Origin of the sequence: Saccharothrix sp. NRRL B-16314 (assembly GCF_000716595.1) — a bacterium.
In the GTDB taxonomy this organism is placed as follows: Bacteria; Actinomycetota; Actinomycetes; order Mycobacteriales; family Pseudonocardiaceae; genus Actinosynnema.
Genome location: NZ_JNXC01000048.1, coordinates 1 through 19,888, shown reverse-complemented (window position 1 = coordinate 19,888; position 19,888 = coordinate 1). Strand labels below are relative to the sequence as shown.

The 19,888-nt window shown below is 69.9% G+C and carries 14 protein-coding genes and 1 pseudogene; 10 read left to right on the top strand and 5 right to left on the bottom strand.

What is annotated here, in order from left to right:
- Positions 1 to 7: 7 nt before the first annotated feature.
- The 4 genes and pseudogenes from cmlS to OQ02_RS37350 all read right to left on the bottom strand — a co-directional run.
- A pseudogene (gene cmlS, locus OQ02_RS37365) lies at positions 8 to 1,708 on the bottom strand (chloramphenicol-biosynthetic FADH2-dependent halogenase CmlS); the annotation flags it as partial.
- Between the two features lie 103 nt (positions 1,709 to 1,811).
- The gene (locus OQ02_RS37360; protein WP_033443417.1) at positions 1,812 to 3,191 is read right to left on the bottom strand and encodes an ANL family adenylate-forming protein; all 1,380 of its coding nucleotides are present in this window, start codon (positions 3,189 to 3,191) and stop codon (positions 1,812 to 1,814) included.
- Position 3,192: 1 nt separating this feature from the next.
- The gene (locus OQ02_RS37355) at positions 3,193 to 3,891 is read right to left on the bottom strand and encodes an SDR family NAD(P)-dependent oxidoreductase (protein WP_033443416.1); all 699 of its coding nucleotides are present in this window, start codon (positions 3,889 to 3,891) and stop codon (positions 3,193 to 3,195) included.
- Between the two features lie 28 nt (positions 3,892 to 3,919).
- Positions 3,920 to 4,225 (bottom strand): hypothetical protein, encoded by a 306-nt coding sequence (locus tag OQ02_RS37350; RefSeq protein ID WP_033443415.1) that lies wholly within the window; start codon positions 4,223 to 4,225, stop codon positions 3,920 to 3,922.
- 413 nt (positions 4,226 to 4,638) lie between these two features.
- Between OQ02_RS37350 and OQ02_RS37345 the strand changes: the two genes are divergently transcribed.
- The 8 genes from OQ02_RS37345 to OQ02_RS37310 all read left to right on the top strand — a co-directional run bounded on the left by OQ02_RS37345 (position 4,639) and on the right by OQ02_RS37310 (position 15,749).
- Entirely contained in the window at positions 4,639 to 5,652 is a 1,014-nt protein-coding gene (locus tag OQ02_RS37345) for an AurF N-oxygenase family protein (RefSeq protein ID WP_033443414.1), read from the top strand.
- Between the two features lie 5 nt (positions 5,653 to 5,657).
- Complete coding sequence (locus tag OQ02_RS37340; RefSeq protein WP_033443426.1) at positions 5,658 to 6,818, top strand: hypothetical protein; 1,161 nt, start codon at positions 5,658 to 5,660, stop codon at positions 6,816 to 6,818.
- A complete protein-coding gene (locus tag OQ02_RS37335; protein ID WP_051773286.1) occupies positions 6,805 to 9,543 on the top strand; it encodes an AMP-binding protein in 2,739 nt (912 codons plus the stop codon). Before OQ02_RS37340 ends, OQ02_RS37335 begins: the two co-directional genes overlap by 14 nt.
- A 56-nt stretch (positions 9,544 to 9,599) precedes the next feature.
- Positions 9,600 to 11,189: an MBL fold metallo-hydrolase gene (locus OQ02_RS37330; protein ID WP_033443413.1), complete on the top strand. Its 1,590-nt coding sequence runs from the start codon at positions 9,600 to 9,602 to the stop codon at positions 11,187 to 11,189.
- 69 nt (positions 11,190 to 11,258) lie between these two features.
- Positions 11,259 to 13,331, top strand: a complete 2,073-nt coding sequence (gene pabB, locus OQ02_RS37325) for an aminodeoxychorismate synthase component I (RefSeq protein WP_033443412.1) — start codon at positions 11,259 to 11,261, stop codon at positions 13,329 to 13,331.
- Positions 13,328 to 14,209: a prephenate dehydrogenase/arogenate dehydrogenase family protein gene (locus OQ02_RS37320; protein ID WP_033443411.1), complete on the top strand. Its 882-nt coding sequence runs from the start codon at positions 13,328 to 13,330 to the stop codon at positions 14,207 to 14,209. The genes pabB and OQ02_RS37320 overlap by 4 nt, the downstream gene beginning before the upstream one ends.
- A complete protein-coding gene (locus OQ02_RS37315) occupies positions 14,206 to 14,514 on the top strand; it encodes a chorismate mutase family protein (protein ID WP_231500401.1) in 309 nt (102 codons plus the stop codon). Before OQ02_RS37320 ends, OQ02_RS37315 begins: the two co-directional genes overlap by 4 nt.
- A 32-nt stretch (positions 14,515 to 14,546) precedes the next feature.
- Positions 14,547 to 15,749, top strand: a complete 1,203-nt coding sequence (locus tag OQ02_RS37310) for a 3-deoxy-7-phosphoheptulonate synthase (protein ID WP_197043672.1) — start codon at positions 14,547 to 14,549, stop codon at positions 15,747 to 15,749.
- A 68-nt stretch (positions 15,750 to 15,817) separates the two neighbouring features.
- Here OQ02_RS37310 and OQ02_RS37305 read toward each other — a convergent pair whose 3' ends face one another.
- Positions 15,818 to 17,023 carry a Cmx/CmrA family chloramphenicol efflux MFS transporter gene (locus tag OQ02_RS37305; protein WP_033443409.1) on the bottom strand — a complete coding sequence of 402 codons (1,206 nt, stop codon included), beginning with the start codon at positions 17,021 to 17,023 and terminating at the stop codon, positions 15,818 to 15,820.
- 366 nt (positions 17,024 to 17,389) lie between these two features.
- Here OQ02_RS37305 and OQ02_RS37300 point away from each other — a divergent pair, with 366 nt between their 5' ends.
- Both OQ02_RS37300 and OQ02_RS37295 read left to right on the top strand, forming a co-directional pair.
- On the top strand, positions 17,390 to 18,643 hold the full coding sequence (locus OQ02_RS37300; protein ID WP_051773283.1) for a cation:proton antiporter: 1,254 nt from the start codon (positions 17,390 to 17,392) through the stop codon (positions 18,641 to 18,643).
- Positions 18,644 to 18,670: 27 nt separating this feature from the next.
- Positions 18,671 to 19,630 carry an aldo/keto reductase gene (locus OQ02_RS37295; protein ID WP_051773282.1) on the top strand — a complete coding sequence of 320 codons (960 nt, stop codon included), beginning with the start codon at positions 18,671 to 18,673 and terminating at the stop codon, positions 19,628 to 19,630.
- Positions 19,631 to 19,888 lie beyond the last annotated feature (258 nt).

The window sequence follows — 19,888 nt, the reverse complement described above, 5'->3', positions numbered from 1 at the left end:
TCGGGACTCAGACCTCGTACTCGACGCCCACGCCGCCGAAGTGCAGCCTGCTCTGGATGACCACCCGCTCTCCGTCGGCGTTGTAGCCGGTGAGCAGACCCGCCTCCATGAGCCGGGTGACCAACTGCGCGCTGATCTCCTGCTTGCCCACCGCACCCAGTCGCTTGACCAGCGTGCGGTACCCGAAGCCCTGCTCGGCCAGGTCCTGGAAGATCCGCCGCTCGTCCTCGCCCACGGCGTACTGCGTGAGGTCCTGGTCGCCGTCGTCCGCCAGCACGTGGACCGGCGCCAAGCGCAGGCTCAACGGCTCCACCTTGTAGTGCGGCTTGAGCATCACCTTGCTGCCGGTCCAGACCAGCCTGGTGATGCTGTTGAGCCGCTGGGTGAGTTCGCCGATCCAGCGCACGCGGGCGACGTTCAACTCCTCCTCGGAGAACTCGTCGCTGAGCTCCTGGCGCTGGTGCTTGCCGATGCGGATCATCGTGGCGGCGCGGTCGTGGAAGTCCGACACCGCGGTGGCGAGCGCGCCCTCCTCCCCCTGCGACATCCGGTCGAACCACTGCTTGCGGCTCAGCCGGTCGTCGTCGGACTCGGTGATGCGTCGCTTCAGCCAGAACTCCGACTCCGGCTCGGTGAACGAGGCGAAGGTGTAGAAGGACGCCAAGAACTGGTGGTAACCCTCAAAGGCGTCGCGGTAAGACCGGTTGTACCAGGCGTGCACGGCCTCGGTCTCTTCCGGGTTCGCCGTCATCCGGTCGATCGCCGCGGCCGCGCTGACCGCCGACTGCGATGCCAGGTGCACGCCCTGGGAGAACAGCGGGTCGGTGAAGCACGCCGCGTCGCCGCACAGGAAGTAGCGGTCGGCGGAGAAGTGGTCGGCGTCGTAGGACCAGTCCTGCACGATGCGGACCTCGTCGGTCATCTCGGCGTCGCCCAGGATCTCCATCGCGCGCTTCGCCTTGGGCAGCGTCGCCCGGTAGAACGCCTCCGCGCCCATCTCGCGGACTTCGGCCGCCCGGGAGCGGTCGATGACCAGGCCGACGCTGTACAGGCCGTCCGCGACCGGGATCATCCACACCCAACCGTCCTCGAACGTGATCGAGTACGTGGTGCCGCGCAGGTCGCCCTTGAACGGGTCGGGGCACTTGAAGTACGACCAGATGGCGAAGTTCTTGTAGAACTCGTCGTAGCGGCGCACGCCGAGCTTGCGGCTGATCGGACCGCCGGAACCGCCCGCGTCGATGACGTAGTCCGCGACCGCGGTGGAACGCTCGTCACCCCGGCGCAGCGACAGGGTGACGCGGTCGGCGGCGGACAGGTCGACGTCGGTCACGGAGGTGGCCTCGTGCACGGGGATCCCCCGCGCCTTGGCCTCGTTCATGAGCAACTGGTCGAAGTCCTCGCGTTTCACCTGCACCGCGTGGTCGAACACCCACGGGGCGATCTTGGGCGCCGCGAACGAGAAGGTCCACGGGGCTTGGTCCTGACCCCACAGGAAGGTCGCCGACGGCTTCTTGACGAAGTTCGCCGCGTCGATCTTGTCCTGCAGGCCCAACCGGTTGAGGATGGACATGGTGCCCGGCAGCAGCGACTCGCCGATCCGGTACCTCGGGAACGTCTCCCGCTCGTAGACCTCCACGTCGTGACCGAGCTTGTGCAGCGTCAGGGCGGCCACACAGCCTGCGGGCCCACCACCGACGACAGCCACTTTCGACCGTGCCATCACGCTCTCCCTGTGTTTTGTGTCGTGTTGCGCCGGAACGGGCGCGGCCCGCCCCCGATGTGTCGGCGGAGCCGGCCCGGGGCTGCGGTCAGCCCTGGTTCTCGTGCGGCCGGAGCCGCACTTTCTTGAGCCGGTCGGACATGCCGATGGCGTCCACCACCGTGACCTTCGAGGGGATCTTGAACGGTTCGACCCGACCGGTCAGGAACTCACGCACGTGGGCGCGGGCCTCGGCCCGGCTCAGCTCACCGACCGGTTTGACGTCCACGCACACCGCCTGCCCGGTGAGCGCGTTCGGCCTGCCGTAGACCACGCAGTCCTCGATCAGCGGACTGGCCAGGAGGGTCGACTCCAGTTCGAGCGGCAGCAGCTTCTCGCCACCGACGTTGATCATCTCCTTGGCTCGCCCCTTGATCTTGATGTAGCCGTCACCGTTCTCCTCGACCAGGTCGCCGGTGCGGAACCACCCGTCCTCGGTGATCGCGTCGGCGGGGTGGTTGAGGTAGCCGAGGAACTGGGTGCTGCTCTTGAGCTGGAGTTCGCCGTCGACCACGCGGTAGCGAGTGCTGTTGTCGGCGATCTTGAAGTACGTGCTGCCGGAGGATTCACTGGCGGTCGCGGCGATCCCGGTCTCGCTGGTGCCGAAGGTCTGGAGCAGCCGCACCCCGGGGAACGCCGCGCCGACCCTGCCCAGCAACTCGTCGGACATCGGCTCGGTGCCGTAGGTGATCAGCCGCAGGCTGTCCAGGTCGTAGCGCTCGTGGTAGCCGCCGACGATGATCAGGTTGAGGAAGGTGGGGCTGGTCGGCAGCACCCGAATGCGGTGACGCTGCACCAGGGCGCAGATCTCCTCCGGCGTGCGCCTGGCCGGCAGCACCGCCGCTGAGCCGGAGAGCAGCGCGCTCAGCAGCGAGTTGATGCCGCCGATGTGGTCGAACATCAGCACCATCAGGATGTTCATCGACACCGATCCGCGGGCGCGCTTGGCGAGCTTCTGCTCCACCAGCGCGTCGAGGTTGTGCAGGATCGCCTTCGGTGTGCCGGTGCTGCCGCTGCTCAGCAGCACCAACCCGGCGGCGGCGCCCTCGGTCAGCCGGGCGAAGGAAGGTGGGGGTGCGCCACCGTTGCCCTCCATCGGCACGACCTCCACCCGATCCCCGCCGGTGCGGACGGTGAAGCGCGGCGCGCAGGTCTCGCGGACGGTGTCCACCGCAGTCCGGGTTGCCCTCACCAGCGGGATGACGGTGTTGCGGTTGAGGTAGAGGGCGAACAGCGCCGCGATGGCGTTCGGGGAGAAGTCCCCCTCCAGCACCACGGCGTCGTGCGCCTTCGCACCCGCGCCGTCGAGCAGCTCGCGCACCTCCTGCACGCGGCCGAGAAGATCGGCGTAGCTGTGCGCGGTACCACCACCCCAGAGCGCTGTCCGCTCGCCGAACCCGCCCCACCGGTCCAGGAACTCGTCGCGCACGTCAGTTCACCCCTCCCAGGAAGATCGTCTCGCCGGTCACGAAGGCGGACCCCGGACCGATCAGGAACTCCACCGGCCCGACGAGGTCGGCGGTGGTGCACAGGCGCTTGATCGCCTGCCGGGCGACGAGCCCGTCGATCCGCTCGGTGGGCACCGTGCGGGTGAGCACGGTGCCCACCGGCGGCACACCCAGGCCGTTGACCCGGATCCGCTGGTCTGCCAACTCCTTGCTCATCACGCGCACCAACTGCTCGACCGCGGCCTTGCTGGTCGAGTAGGCCAGGTGCCCGTCCAGCGCCCAAGGCACCGCGACCGTGGACAGCGCGAGGATGGCGGTGGTGGGCTGTGCCGACCTGCGCAGCAGTTTCACCGCTTCCCGGCAGCAGTTCAGGACCGCGAAGAAGTTCAGGTCGAACAGCCGCCGGGTGGTCTCCTCCGGGGTCAGCATGAAGTGGTTCATGACCGACGTGCCCGCGTTGTTGATCAGGGCGTCGAGGTGGCCGTGGGTGTGGCGCAGTTCGCGGAACAGCGCCTTGAGCGCGACGCCGTCGGTCAGGTCGACCCGGTGGTGGTCGTAGCGCACGTGCTCGATCGTCCCGGGCTTGCGGCTGCACCCGACGACCTCGTGGCCCGCAGCCAGCAGGTACTCGGCCAGCGCCCTGCCGATCCCCGTGCGGGTTCCGGTGATCATGATTTTCATGGCTGGGCTCGCTTTCCGGTGGTTCGGGCTACGGGAGCGTGGCAAGCAGCCGCAACTCCTCCTCGGTGAAATCGATGAGCCTGCGCACGCTGCTGAACGGGCTGACCCGCCGGGACACGGCCTTCTCCGACGCGAGCGTGACCTCGACGTCGAACTCGTCCTCGAGCTTCTCCTCGACCAAGGCGAGGAAACCGACCAGGTGCATCGACTCGAAAATCCCGGCGTCGCCGTAGAGGCTCAGGTCGAGCACGTTGTCGGTGGGGATCTTCTCCTCCCGCGACTCGTTCAGCTCCTCGATCGCCGAAACAATGACCTGGAGTATGCGGTCGTTCACAGCGGTCTCCTTCTCGCCCGTTTCTCGGGTTTCACGTCGGCAGTGCACGATCCGCCGACTGCGCGGAGTCGTCTCCCGCCGCGCCGGCGTCGTTGTCGATTCCACCGGATTGCCGATCCCGTACGCAGACCTTGTCCGCGCCGTCTTCCCGCCCGCTCCGGTCCGCCGGCTTCGGTCATCGCCATGTCGCAGCACTGGCGGCTGCCATCGGACACTAACAGCGGCCACGAGTCCGAGGAAGTGGGACCGAATGGCGTTTTCTGGACATTTGAACAACCAAGGCCGTGCAAGTGCGGCAGTGTCGCAGTTGCACGGCCGGACCCCGATTGAACACCACTTGCCACCACACCCGGAGCGGTCGATAAAGTTCGCGGCACCAGCCCTGCACATTCCGATCGAAGGAGCGGTGGACCGTGGCCAGCCAAGCCGAGCAAGGTTCCGAGGGAAGTGGTCTCACCAGCTTTGGAGGCCTTCCCGCATTCGACCCGGACGACGCCACGGAAAGTGCGATCATTTCCCGCTTGGTCGGAAATTGGCATCGAAGGGCTGCGGTGAAACGCGCGGAACCGGATGTGTATGCGTTGTTCGACCCCGCGCGCCCGGATTTCCGGGTGGACATGATCCCCTTCAGCGGCCACCCGGTGTGGGAAGAGCTGTCCGACGAGCAGCGCTCCCGGCTGACCAGTTGGGGCTGGATCGCCTACAACCGCAACACGGTGTTGATCGAGCAGGGCATCGCCAACCCCGCGTTCGAGCTGGTGATCTCCGGCGAATACCCGGGAATCGGCGGACAGGAGCTGGAGCTGGCGATCGCCCAGGCGATGGTCGACGAGCAGTACCACACGCTGATGCACATCAACGGCAGCGCGACGACGCGCCGGATGCGTGAGCGGGAGTTCTCCGACCGGGTGCTCCCGGCCTCGCTGATCACCACCATCCACGACGAGCACCTCGCGCGGTGCTCGGAGCGGTGGGAGCGCAGTCTCACCACCCTGGCGTTCGCCACGGTCGCGGAAATCTCCATCAACGCCTACCTCGACCTGCTGGCCAACGACACCGAGATCCAGGTCGTGAACTCCAGGACGGTCCACCTCCACAACCGCGACGAGTACTGCCACGCCTCGATCTCCGCGGAGATCTTCAAGAACGTTTACGACGTCCTCAAGCCCGACCAGCGGCGCTTCCTGCTGGACAAGGTCGTCGCCGGCTTGGCCGCGTTCGTCGCGCCGGACTTCACCACCTGGGAGACCATCGCCGACTTCGAGCGCGTACGCGGCTGGGAGAAGGCCGCCGCCGAGGTCCGGGAGGCACAGGGCGGCACCCACCTGGTGCAGGACCACTCCGGCGTGCACACCCTGTTGTCGGAGATGGACGTGCTCGACCAGGTCGACTTCCGGTGGGGCGCGACCACCGGCAACCAAGGCTGATCGTCATGACCGCCGACACCGCACCGGCCCTGGTCCCGGAAGCCGTCGCCGTGCGCGACCTGTTCAGCTTCCTGCGCGACCTCGACCTCGACTGCGACGTGAACCCCTGCGCCGCCGCGCTCGGCGTGCTCACCCCGGCGTGCGCCACGGACCTGCCCGGGGTCGAAGCGTTCCTCCGGGGACTGGGTGTCACCGACGCGCTGGCCAACCTCCTCGGTGTCCCCGAGGCGAAGGTGCGGACCAGCTGCGTCGTGCACGACACGCCTCTCGACGGCGCACCGGACGAACTGTCCGAGGTGGTCACCGCCTACCACAACACCCGGCCACTGGCGCTCGACGAGGCGGCTCACCTCGCCTTCTGGCCGCACCTCGGCGGTGGGCACCTGGTGTTCGTCAAGTTCAACCACATGGTGGTCGACCTCGCCGACGTGGTCACGCTCCTCACCCAGTTGCGCGCGCACCTGCGCGGGCAACCCGTCAAACGGGTGGGCTCCCGCTACCGCGATCACGCGAATGCGCTCCACCGCTACGCGGATCTGCCCGTCGCGGACGTCGATCGCGTCCAGCGCGAACTCGGCGACCTGCCCGTCCCCGGCCGTCCCGGCATCCCCACCATCTCGCACAGCACCGAGCGGTGGCTGCCGATGCGTTCCGGGGTCTCCTTCGACCAACTGCTCGCCGCGGTGACCGCCACCGTGCTGCACGTCATCGGCGGCGGTCTGGTGCTCCAGTACCCCTTCTCCCGCTGGGACTTCGCGCGACAAGGCGGCTACTTCGTGGAGATCCGCCCGTTGGTCGTGCGCTCCGAGCACGCCGCGGAATACACCCCCGAGCACTTCACTCAGACCCGGGAACGGCTGGAAGGCCTGGGGCGCTACACGATGTCCGACCTCACCTCCTTCGCCACGGCATTCAGCCGCGGCCGGATGCCGCGCATCGTCGTGTCGGACACCACCTTCATGCGCCCGGACCCGCGGCACTGGGACTGGGTGCGGGTGCGCAGCGAACTCGCGTTCGAGGACTTGAAGTTCCTCGTCGACCGGTCCTTCCCCGGTCCACCGCTGATGAAGCTCCAGTACAAGAGCCGGTTCCTCGACGAGGACGCCGCGCAGGACGTCCTCGCCCACCTCGAACAGCGAATTGGAGTTCTCCGTGCGATTGCCTGATCTGTTGAACGGCGCGTTCACACGGCACGCCGACCGGGTGGCACTGCGCTGCGCCGACCAGACGTGGACCTACTCCGCCCTGGACCGGGTCACCGGCTTCCTGGCCGCGCTGATCAACCGCGAGTGCCCGTCGGGCCGGCGGGTGCTCATCGTCGGCGAGCACACGACGACGGCCGTGATCTGGGCCCTGGCGGCCATGCGCAGCCACGCTGTCTACACCCCGACCAACCCCGCGCTGCCCGCCGAGCGGTTCACCGACTCCGCGCGCATCGCAGACCCCGGCCTGGCCGTGTGCTTCGACGACGAGGCGCGGGTGAAAGCGGCGGGCGCGGGCGTCCGAGCACTCGACGCGAGGCAGGTGGCGCTGTCCGAGAGCGGGGCCGCCCCGGAAGCGGGCGACTCCCCGGTCGCGTACTCCATCTTCACCTCCGGATCCACGGGGTTGCCCAAGCTGGTCGACGTGGGCCACGGCGGTCTCCTGAACCTGTGCCGGTCACTGCAGCGGCTTCTCGACATCCGCCCCGGCGAGCAGGTGGTGCAGTTCGCCTCGCTGTCGTTCGACGCCTCCATCACCGAGATCGTCGCCGCCCTGCACGCGGGCGCCGAGGTCGTCGTCCCCGCCCGCGAGCAGCACTCCTGGCTGGGCGCGTTGTCCCGGCACCTCGCCGAGCACGGCGGCGACCTGATCATGGTGCCGCCCTCGGTCTACGCCCGTCTGGACGAGCAGGCGCAGCGCCGCGTGCGCAAGGTCCAGTTCGCCGGAGAAGCCCTCGGCAAAGCCGAGTTCGACGTCGCTGCCCGGCACAGCAGGGTGTTCAACGCCTACGGCCCCACCGAGGCCACCGTGTGCTTCTCGGTGGCCGAGCTGACCGGGTTCGGCACCACCATCGGCACCCCGATCGACGGGTTCACCGCTCTGGTCCGCGACCCGGACACCGGCACACTCGCCGATTCCGGCATCGGCGAGCTGGTGATCGTCGGAGACGGCGTCGCCTTGGGCTACGTCGGCGGCAGCCCCGACGAGCAGCAGCGCTTCAGCGAGATCGGCGGCAGGCGCGCCTACCGCACCGGCGACCGGGTCGCCCTCGACCGCAGCGGCCTGACCTACATGGGCCGGGTCGACGAACAGGTCAAGAGGCTCGGCCACCGGGTCAACCTGGCGCACGTGGAGTCCGCGCTCGCCGCCCACCTGGGCACACAGGTCGCCATGGTGCAGCTCGGCGAAGAGGTCGTGCTGGCCACCACCGACACCGGCGGCGACGATGGCGCCCTCATGGCCCGACTGCGCGACCTGCTGCCCGCTTGGGAGGTCCCGGACCGGATCGTCGTCACCGACGACTTCCCCCTGGCGACCAGCGGCAAGCTCGACAGGCGCGTGCTGCGCGAGCAGCTGGCCGCGCGGACCGGGACCACCGAGGCGTCCGAGGACGGGGGCGTGGAGCTGCGCCGGGTGCTCGACGTGGTCGCCGCCGTGCTCGGCCAGGAGGTCGCCCCGGACGTGTCGATCTTCGAGGCCGGCGGCAGCTCGCTGGCGATGATGCGCGTCCAGGTCAAGCTGACCGAGCTCTACGGTCAGCAGGCGGTGGAGGCCGCGTTCCACGCCATGGACTACGACTTCGTCGCCGCCGACTTCATGCGGCACGTCCGCGGTGAGGAAGTCGTGCGCGAAATTTCCGTCGCCGAGCAGGCGTTCCGGCAGGCCGCCGACGAACTGGCCACGTTGCGCGCCGAGCTGCCGGATCTGCGCAGCACCGCCCCCGCGGGTGCGGGGGCGGTGCTGCTGACCGGCGCGTCCGGGTTCATCGGCGGGCACGTGCTGGAACGGCTGCTGGCCGAGGGCCGGGAAGTCCTGGTCGTCAGCACCGGAACCGCCGCGCAACTGCGGATCGGGCACTCCACCCGGTTCGACCGCCCTGCGGTCGACCTCGACCGGGTGGAGGTCATCGACTACGCGGAGCTGCAGCTCCGGGTCGAGCAGCGGACCGGGAGCGCCGTGGACGCGGTCGTGCACTGTGGTTACGACGTCAACCACCTGCTGCCGTTGGAACGGCACATGGGCGGCAGCGTGCGCACCACCGCGCTGGTGGTGCGCGCCGCGGCAGCGTTCGGCGCGCGTTCGTTCGCGTTCCTGTCCGCCGCGTCGGCAGGTGAGCGGTTCACCGAGCTGTCCGCCGAGACGCTGACGGCCGTGGGCGACCCGTACTCGCGGTCCAAGCTGGTCTGCGAGGCTTACGTCGACGAGCTGGCCGCAGTCGGCTGCTCGGTCGCCAGCTACCGGGCAGGGCTGGTCTACGGCCACGGTCACCACGACGCGGGTTTCCTGCGCGACGACTGGTTCTCGTCGTTGCTGGACCTGTCGACGCGGCTGCGGGCCCTGCCCCGGTTGGACGGGTACGTCCCGATCTGCGACGTGTCGCTGCTCGTCGACGCGCTGCTGGCAGGTGTGGACCGAGCGCCGGCGCGCTCGCAACTGGTCGTGCACCGCACCTACAGCCTCGACGACCTGCTCGCCACCACCGGACTGACCGCCGCCGACGTCGTCCCGGTCACCGACTGGTTCGACCTGGCCCGCGGCGACGGAGAGGCCGACGCCCGCGTGCTCGCCGCGACCCAGGCCGCCCTGGGCGGACGCGGCTGGCGCACGCCGCACCGGGAAACCGACCGCGACGTCCTCGCCGACCTGCTGGCCGTGCTGCGGCCCGGCGCCCCCGCGGTCCGGGTCTGACCGCACCTCCCCCACCCTGCCCGACCCGAGCCCAGAGGAATGGAGCCGGTCCCGACATGCCTTACTCGTTGCGACAGGACATAGCGGTCGAACCGGTGATCGCGGGCTGGTACGGCTGGTCGTACCTGCTGCCGCCGCAAACGCTGGCGCGCTTCTCCCGCAACCGCTTCACCTCCATCATGGAGTCCTACCTGGACTCACCGGAGGTGCACGCCACGGCAGTGCGGCAGCCCCGCATGCACGGTGGGCCGTGGGTGCACGCCCACGAGCACTACGACGCCATCGCCGCCTGGTACCGCGAGAGCGCCCCTCAGCGCGCGCTGCTCGGCGAACTGTTCGATGCGATCCAGCGCCTGGAGGAGGACATCCTCCCCCGCTACACCGGCGGGTGCCTCGACCCGGTCTACCAGGAGCTGCCCGAGGCGCTGTCGGGCCGGGTCGAAGTGTTCTACGGCCGGGACAACCACTCCCCCGACTACAGGTTCATCGAACCGCTGATGTACGCCTCCGAGTTCTACGACGAGAGCCTGCAGCAGGTGCGCTTCTCCCCCGTCGTCGGTGACGCGCGGGAGTTCGCGCTCACCACCCCGATGCTCGAGTACACCCCCGACCAACTGCTGGTGGACGTTCCGCTGAACTCCCCGCTGCTGGACACCGTCTTCCGCGGCGGCCTCGACGAGGAAGGGCTGAGCCGGCTCACCGCCGACCTGGGCCTCGTCGGCGAGCGGGCCGAGCGGTTCGCCCGGTACTTCGAGCAGACGCCGGATCCGGTGGCGCGCGACGAGTCAGCACTGCCCGACGTGCTGGACTACGCCGGACACGCCTGCGTGTTCGTCAGGCACGAAGGCACCACGTTCCTGGTCGACCCGGTGCTCAGCTACACCGGCTATGCCGGCGCCACGGAGGGGCGGTTCACCTTCGCCGACCTCCCCGACCGCATCGACCACGTGCTGATCACGCACAACCACCAGGACCACATGCTGTTCGAGACGCTGCTGCGCATCCGCCACCGGGTCGGGACCGTGCTGGTCCCCCGCTCGACCAACGCCAGCCTGGTCGACCCCGGACTGGCGGGCATTCTCCGCAGGCTCGGCTTCACCGACGTGGTCGAGGTCGACGACCTGGAGGAACGCGCTTGCGGCACCGCGGTCGCGGTGGCCGTGCCGTTCCTCGGCGAGCACGGCGACTTGCGCATCCGCAGCAAGACCGGATGGCTGCTGCGGCTCGGCGAGCGCCAGGTGCTGTTCGCCGCCGACTCCACCAACATCTCCCCGTCCACCTACGCCAAGGTCGTCGACATCACCGGTCCGATCGACACGGTGTTCATCGGCATGGAGAGCACCGGGGCCGCCGCGAGCTGGATCTACGGGCCGCTCTACCCCGAGCCGCTGTCCCGCCGGGAAGACCAGAGCCGCAGGCTCAACGGCTCGGACTTCGAACAGGCCAAAGCCATCGTCGACACGCTCCGACCGGACGAGGTCTACGTGTACGCGATGGGTCTGGAGCCGTGGATGGGCATCGTGATGGCCATCGACTACGACGAGAGCCACCCGGCCATCGTCGACAGCGACCTGCTGGTCAAGTACGTGGCGAGCCAGGGGAACGTCGCCGAACGCCTGCACATGCGCAAGACGTTGACCCGTTAGCGCGCCACCGCCCACCTCCCGTCGTCGCGAGGCCGCCGTACCCGCCCGCGCTCGAAAGAAGGGGCCACCATGCGCACCCTCCTGATCGACAACTACGACTCGTTCACCTACAACCTCTTCCAGTACATCGGCGAAGTCACCGGTCGCCCGCCCGTGGTCGTGCGCAACGACCACGACTGGTCCCGGATCCGGCTGTCGGACTTCGACGCGATCATCGTCTCCCCCGGTCCCGGACGTCCGGACCGCGAGCGGGACTTCGGCATCAGCGCACGCGCCGTGCTCGACAGCGAGCTGCCGGTGCTCGGCGTGTGCCTGGGCCACCAGGGCATCGCCCAGCTGTTCGGCGCCACCGTCGACCTGGCCCCGGTGCCCATGCACGGCCGGGAGTCGCAGGTCCGGCACACCGGCGAGGGCATCTTCGCCGGGTTGCCCTCGCCGTTCACCGCCGTGCGCTACCACTCGCTCGCCGCCACCGACCTGCCCGACGACCTGGAGGCGGTCGCCTGGACCGACGACGGCGTGATCATGGGACTGCGCCACCGGCACAAGCCCGTCTGGGGCGTGCAGTTCCACCCCGAGTCGATCGGCAGCGAGTACGGCAAGGAGCTGCTGGCCAACTTCCGGGAGCTCGCGCTGGCCCACGTCCGCAGCCGGCGGGTCACACACCCCAAGTACGAGGTCCTGGTCCGCAGAGTGGACGTCCTGCCGGACGGGGAGGCGGTGCGCTCGACGTGCTTCGCCGACGGGGGCGCGATGTTCTGGCTGGACAGCAGCGCGGTCATCGACGGGCTGTCCCGGTTCTCCTTCCTGGGCGACGACAGCGGTCCGCTGGCCGAGTACATCACCTACCGGGTGGCGGACACCACCGTCACGGTGCGCGATGCGCAGGGCCGCACCTCCGAGGTGCGACAGCCGTTCTTCGACTACCTGGAGGAGCGGCTGGACCGCAGGCGGGTGCCGGTCCCGGAAGGACTGCCGTTCGAGTTCAACCTCGGCTACGTCGGCTACCTGGGCTACGAGCTGAAGGCCGAGACCATCGGCGACCCGACGTACAAGTCCGCCTACCCCGACGCGGCGATGCTGTTCACCGATCGGGTCATCGCCCTCGACCACGCCGAGGGCTGCTGCTACCTGCTGGCCCTGGCGGAACGCGGTGCGCCCGCACCCGCCACCGCGTGGCTCGACGAGACCGCGGCCCGACTGCTGTCCGTCGCGCCGCCGGCGGCACGGGCGGAGCGGGCGGACACATCGGTCCTGCGCACCCGAGAACACGACTGCTTCGGCGCCGAGGCGCAGTTGCGCCACGACAAGGACGCCTACCTCAGCCGCATCGACGCCTGCCTCGACGAGATCCGCAACGGCGAGTCCTACGAGATCTGTCTGACCAACATGGTCAGGGTGCCGATGAGCGCCCGACCGGGCCCTCTGTACTCGGCGTTGCGCGCGATCAGCCCGGTGCCCTACAGCGCGCTGCTGGAGTTCCCCGGTATCGCGGTGCTCAGCGCCTCCCCCGAACGGTTCCTCAGCATCGACGCGGACGGCAGCGTCGAGTCCAAGCCGATCAAGGGCACCCGCCCGCGCGGTGACTCGCCCGTCGAGGACGCGGCGCTGCGCGAGGACCTGCTCAATCGGGAGAAGGACCGCGCCGAGAACCTGATGATCGTCGACTTGGTCCGCAACGACCTCAACACGGTGTGCTCGATCGGATCGGTGCACGTGCCGGTGCTGTTCGACGTGGAATCCTACGCGCCGGTGCACCAGTTGGTGTCCACGGTCCGCGGCTCTCTGCGGCCGGACGCGACTGCGGTGGAGTGCGTGCGTGCGGCGTTCCCCGGTGGATCCATGACCGGGGCGCCCAAGAAGCGCACCATGGAGATCATCGACCGGTTGGAGGAAGGGCCCCGCGGCGTCTACTCCGGCGCGTTGGGCTGGTTCTCCCTCGGCGGCGCGGCCAACCTGTCCATCATCATCCGCACGATGGTGCTGACGCCCGCCGCGGTGGAGTTCGGCGTCGGCGGGGCGATCGTGGCGCTGTCGGACCAGGAGGAGGAGTTCACCGAGACCGTGGTCAAGGCAGGCGCCCTGCTCGCGGCGCTGGAACTGGCGGCCGGTGGGACCGCGGTGGCCGAGGAGGTCGCGTGACCGCGCTGCGCCGCGCGGTGGTGGTCGGTGGTCGGGGTGCGGTGGGCACGATGTTCGCGGACCTCTTGCGCGGCAGCGGCGTCCGGACCCGCGTCATCGATGCCAGGCCGGGTGGGACCGACTCGATCGCAGGCGACATCACCGCCCCGGACGCCGAGGTCGCCGAGGCCGTCTCGCGCGCGAACCTCGTCCTGCTGGCAGTGCCGGAGCCGGTGGCGCTGCGCGCGCTGGACCCGCTCGCCGCGATCGTGCGGCCCGGTGCGGTCCTCTCCGACACGCTGTCGGTCAAGTCGCGCTTCGCCGCCCGGCTCGCGGACTTCCCCGCGGCGGTGGAACAGGTGGGTCTGAACCCGATGTTCGCCCCCAATCTGGGCATGGCGGGCCGTCCGGTCGCCGCGGTGGTGACCCGCGGCGGGCCCGGGAGCACCGCCTTGCTGGACCTGGTGGCGGACTGGGGCGGACGCGTGGTGCGGTGCACCCCCGAGGAGCACGACGCCACCGTCGCGGCGACCCAGGCGCTGACCCACGCGGCGGTGCTGTCCTTCGGGCTCGCCCTGGGGCGCATGGGGATCGATGCCGACCGGCTGGCAGTGGCAGCCCCGCCTCCGCACCTGGCGCTGCTCTCGCTGCTCGCCCGGATCGCGGGCGGCAGCCCGGAGGTCTACTGGGACATCCAGGAAGCCAACCCGCACGCACACCGGGCGCGGCAGGCGCTGGCCGACGGCCTGCGCGCGTTCGCCGCCGCCGTGGAGGACGGCGAGGCGGGGATCGCGGCGAGCTTCGCCGAGGTGCGCGCCGTGTTGGGCGCGACGTTCGAGGACCACAAGCGGCGCGCCCGCGACTTGTTGACGACAGCCCACCGGCAGGCGGAGGCATGACGATGACGGAACACCACCCCCTCGCACTACTGCGGGAAGAGTTGGACCGGCTCGACCAGGACCTGCTGGACACCATCCGCAAGCGGATCGAGTGCGGCGTGCGGATCGCGGAGTACAAATCGGCCAACGACGTCCCGATGATGCAGCCCGGCCGGGTGAACCTGGTCAAGGAGCGCGCCGCCCGCTACGGGTCCGAGCACGGGGTCGACCCCGGCTTCCTCGTGGCGCTGTACGAACTGATCATCCGCGAGATGTGCCGGGTCGAGGACCTGGTCATCGACCAACTGGTGGAAGGGGTCCGATGAGTGCGGGTGAGCGCCTCGGCCGAGGTGGGGCGGTGATCCGCGAGTCCCCGGCCGCCGCGGTGCGTGCGGCGATGACGGAGCGCACGGCACGTCAGCAACCGGTGTGGCCGGACCGCGACGCGCTGGACCTCGTGGAGGCGGAGCTGACCGACCTGCCCGGTCTGACCACCGAGGACGAGGTGGTCGACCTGGCGCGCGGTATGACCCTGGTGGCCGAGGGAGCCGGGCTGGTGCTGCAAGGCGGGGACTGCGCCGAGCGCTTCCACGAGGCGGTCCCGGAACTGGTGCGGCGCAAGGTGGACCACCTCCAGGGTCTGGCCGCGATGCTCCGCGCGGGCAGCGGCCTGATCGGTGTCGCGATCGGGCGGCTGGCCGGGCAGTACGGCAAGCCGAGGTCCTCGCCGTTCGAGCCGGACCCCGAGGAGGTCGGGCGGACGATGGCCAGCTACTGCGGTGACGCCGTCAACGATCCCGCTCCCGACCCGGCGCGGCGGGTGCCGGACCCGCGCAGACTGCGCACCGCCTATGACAGCTCGCAAGTGGTGCTGCGGGAGGTGCGCCGCGCGTGGTGCGGAAAACCGTTGGAGGAGCGGGTCTACGCCGCGCACGAGCTGCTGCTCCTGCCTTACGAGCGGTCGTTGGTCCGCGACGGCGTGCGTGGGGCGTTCAGCGCCGCCGCGCACTTCGGCTGGATCGGCGAGCGCACCCGCGGGCTCGGTGACGCGCACGTGGCGCTGGCGGCGGGGGTGCACAACCCGATCGGGGTGAAGATCGGTCCCACCGCGTCACCGGACGACGTCGTGGCCCTTACCCGCGTGCTCAACCCGGACGGAGTGCCCGGCAGGCTGAGCCTGATCCTGCGCTACGGGGCCGACGACGTCGATCGGATGCTGCCGCCGGTGGTGTCGGCGGTGGCGCGGCAGGGCGCCCCGGTGGTGTGGCTGTGCGACCCGATGCACGGCAACGGCCTCAAGCTGCACGGGGTCAAGACCCGGCTGGTGGAGTCCATGCTGGCCGAGGTGACCTCGTTCGTGCGGGTGCTCGTCGGGCATGGGCAGCGCCCGGCTGGTCTGCACCTGGAGCTGACCCCGGACCCGGTCACCGAGTGCGTGTCGCCACAGGTGGCCAACCCCACGTTCCCCGACTACCGCTCCACTTGCGACCCCCGGCTGAACCCGGAGCAGTCGGTCGCGCTGATCGCCCACTTCCTCGACCGGCTGTCCTGGTCGGGCTGACCGCTCCCACCGGACGGGACGGGGCCCGCCGCCGATGCCCGGCGGCAGGCCCCCGCGCCGATACCCGGTCAGACCGCAGGGGTCTGCTCCGAGGACGGCGCGCCCTCCTCCGCAGTCGCGGCAGCGGCCTTGCTTCGCGAGGCCAACAAGGCCACGCCGCCGACCAGCAGCGCCACGGCCACCATCGTGGCGCTCACCAACAACGGCGAGCGGAAGCCGAGCCCTGCGCCGATGGCGATGCCGCCCAGGGCCGGCCCGGCCGCCGCGCCGACGTTGAGCGCGGACGTGGCGAACCCGCCGGCCAGCGTCGGGGCGCCGGTGGCCAAGTAGAAGACCTGGCCGATGAGCGTCGAACCGACCGCGAACGAGAGCGTGCCCTGGATGAACATGAACACGAAGGCCACGACCGCGTTGCCCGAGGTCAAGGCGAACAGCAACCAGCCCGCGAGCAGCGCGACCGCGCCGAATCCCAACAGCTGGAGGGGCTTGCTGTCGCCGAACCGACCACCGATGTTCACGCCCGCGAACGAGCCGAGGCCGAACAGCAGCAGCGCCAGCGGCACCCAGCTCGACGACAGGTGCGCCACGTCGGTGACCACGAGGGCGAGGTAGGTGAACGAGCAGAAGGTGGCGCCGTTGACGAGGGCGCCCAGCACCAGCACGACGAGCAACCGCGGGTTGCGCAGCGCCCGCAGCTCGCTCAGCGCGCTCGGGGCCCCCGGGTCCGGAGCGGTCGAGGGGACCGCGCGCAGGATGGCGAACACCGGTGGCACGGACAGGATGGCCACGGCCCAGAACGCCGAGCGCCAGCCCCACAGCTCACTGATGAAGGCACCCGCGGGCACACCCGCGATGCAGGCCAGGGTGACACCGCTGAGCAGGATCGACGTCGCCTTGCCCTTGAGGTTGGGGCCCGCCATGGCGGCAGCGGAGGCCAGGCCGACGGCCAGGAAGCCCGCATTGGCCAGCGCGGCCACCACGCGGGTGACCATGAGGATCTCGAAGCTGTCGGTGAGGGCTCCGATGACGTGCATCACCAGGAAGATCACCAGGAAGGTCAGCAGCGCGTTGCGGCGCGGCCAACGCAGGCTCAGGATCGCCACCACCGGTGCGCCGACGACCATGCCGATGGCGAAGGCGGAGGTCAGCGATCCCGCGGCGGGGATGGACACGGACAGTTCGTCGGCGATGTCCGGCACCAGGCCGGACAGCATGAATTCCGACATCCCCTGGGCGAAGACCGCCAGCGCGAGGACGTATACGGCGAATGGCATGGAAAGGCTCCACGACTGCTTGAAGAACGTGCGTGCGACAAAGCTGCCCAAGCGGCGCTACGGCCGTCACGGGCGCGACAGGAACCCGGAACAGGTCCGGGTGGCAGTTCACACGGTGGCGAAGCCGCACGGAGAGGCCGCGACAGCGGCAGAGTGCGACCCAAGGCGTCGGCGCCGGGTGGGCGCGACCGCGGAGAACGCCACCGGAGAGATTCGGTGGCTACCTACTCGCTGCCTCAGGGCCGGCCATGCCCAACAAGGTAGCAACGTGATTTCGGAGATGTCCAACCACCACCCAGGTGTCGCACGGCACGGCCGGGTGAATTGCGTGACCAGCCCATCCCTGACCTTGGGAAGTGAGCCCCTGTGACCCCACTCAACACGATCCTGTTCCTGTTCGCGCTGGCGGTGGTGCTCAGCGCGGCGCAGTTGTTCGGCACGCTGGCGAGGCGGGTGGGTCAGCCGCCGGTCGTCGGCGAGATCGTGGCCGGCGTCCTGCTCGGCCCCACGTTGTTCGGCGGCGCAATCCCGGAAGTGCTGTTCCCGCCGGACGTCCGGCCGGGCCTGACCGCGCTGGCGAACGTCGGCGTGGCGGTGTTCATGTTCGTCATCGGCTTGGAACTCGACCGGCGGCTGCTGCGGAGCAGGCGGGGCACCACGGCGGGGGTGGCGACCGGGTCGATCGCCCTGCCGTTCGCGCTTGGCTGCCTGCTGGCGCTGCACCTCGCGGACGACCACCACGACAACGGCTCCCGGGTGGCCTTCGTGCTGTTCCTCGGCGCCTCCATGTCGATCACCGCGTTCCCGGTGCTGGCCCGCATCCTCACCGACCGCGGCATGCATCGCACCGCCGTGGGAGGTCTGGCACTGGCGGTCGCGGCCATCGGCGACGCGGTGGCATGGGTCCTGCTGGCGGCGGTGCTGACCTTCACCGGCGGCCAGAGCTCGTGGCAGATCCTGCTGGTGGCGCCCTACGTCCTGGTCATGCTGTTCGTGGTGCGGCCGGTGTTGGGAGCGCTGGCGTCGACACAGCGGCGCAGCGGCCGGGCGCTGCCCGCGGGCGCGTTGGTCGGGGTGGTCGTGCTGGCCGTCGTCTCCGGTGGCGTGACCGAGTGGCTGGGCCTGCACTTCATCTTCGGCGCGTTCCTCGCGGGCGCGATCGTCCCCCGCACCGCCACCGAGGCGTTGCGCGAGGAAGTCGTCGAACGGGTGACCCCCTTGGCCTCGGTGCTGCTGCCGGTCTACTTCGCCGTGGCGGGCCTCGGCGTCGATCTGTCCACTGTGGACGCGACTTCACTCGGCGAGCTCGCGCTGATCCTGCTGGTCGCCATCTGCGGCAAGGTGGTCGGCGCGTACGTCGGGGCGCGGGCGTGCGGCCAGGACTCCCGACGCGCGGGCGCCTTGGGCGTGCTGATGAACACCCGCGGCCTGACAGAGCTGATCATCCTGGGCGTGGGACTGCAAACGGGCCTGCTGGACACCCGGCTGTACTCGTTGATGGTCGTCATGGCCGTGGTCACCACCGCGATGACCGGCCCCCTGTTGCGCTTGATCTACCCGCCGCGGCTCTTGGAAGCCGACCTGATCGCAGCCAGGGAATTGACCGCCACGACCCGCTGACCCCAGTGGACACCGGATGGAGCAACGATGACGAGCACTCCGCAGTTCACCCTCTCAGGCGCCCCGGTCCCACCGCTGGTGCTCGGCACGATGCACTTCGGCACCAGGACCCCCGTCGAACAAGCCCACGACCTGCTCGACAGGGCCGCGGACCTGGGCGTCACCTTCCTCGACACCGCGAACAACTACGCCTTCTGGCACCCCGGCGGCACCGGCGACGAGTCCGAGACCTGCCTCGGGGCCTGGTTCTCCACCCGGTCCACCCGTGATCGGGTCATCCTGGCCACCAAGGTCGGCGCCCGGCCCGGCTACCCCGGCGGCGACCTTTCCAGTGCGCTCGGCCTGAGCGGCCGGGCGATCAAGGCGCAGGTCGAGGACAGCCTCCACCGCCTCCGCACCGATCACGTGGACGTCATCTACGCCCACGTCGACGACCACTCGGTGGACTTGGAGGAAACGGTGGAAGCGCTGCAGGACCTGATCGATCGCGGCCTCGCGAATGCGATCGCGTGCAGCAACACGACGGCGTCCCGGCTGGCCGAAGCCCTCACGGCCGCGGGTGACGGACCTGGGTACGCGGCCGTGCAGAACCGCTTCACCTACCTGACACCGCTCGCCGGCGCGGACCTCGCACCGCACGTCCTGTTGGACGACGGTGTCATCGAGGTAGCGCGGAGCAGTGGTGTGCTCGCAGTGGCCCACTCGGTCCTGCTCGAAGGCGCGTACACCCGCCCCGACCGACCGTTGCACCCCGGCTATGGCGACCGGACCCGTCAGTCGACCGCGCTGGCCGCGCTGGACGAGGTGGCAGCGGAATGCGGTCTGGACGCGGGACAGGCGGTTCTCGCGTGGATGACGCAGCGCCCGTCGGCCGTCCTGCCCGTCGTGGGCATCTCGAACGCCGGGCAGCTGGAGGCCGCCTGGCAAGCGGTTCACACGGTGCTGCCACCGGAGGCGCTGGCCGCGTTGGACGACGCTAGGCGCTGATCGTGTCGACGCCATCAGGGCGTCGACAGCGGATCTCCCAACGTCTCACCCGACCGGCGGGTCGCGAACACCTCCAGCGGCACGGTCGAGATCATCAACCCGACTCGTGGCACGCCGATCCCTGAGGCCGCCTACGCGCAGGCCACGGCCGCGTTCCAGCTAGTGGCTTGTCACGCAGCCTTGGCCGGGTAATGGGTCCAGGTGCGGATGGGTGAGTCGGTGGCGAACCCGGTCTTGGGTTGGGCTCGGGCGTTGCGC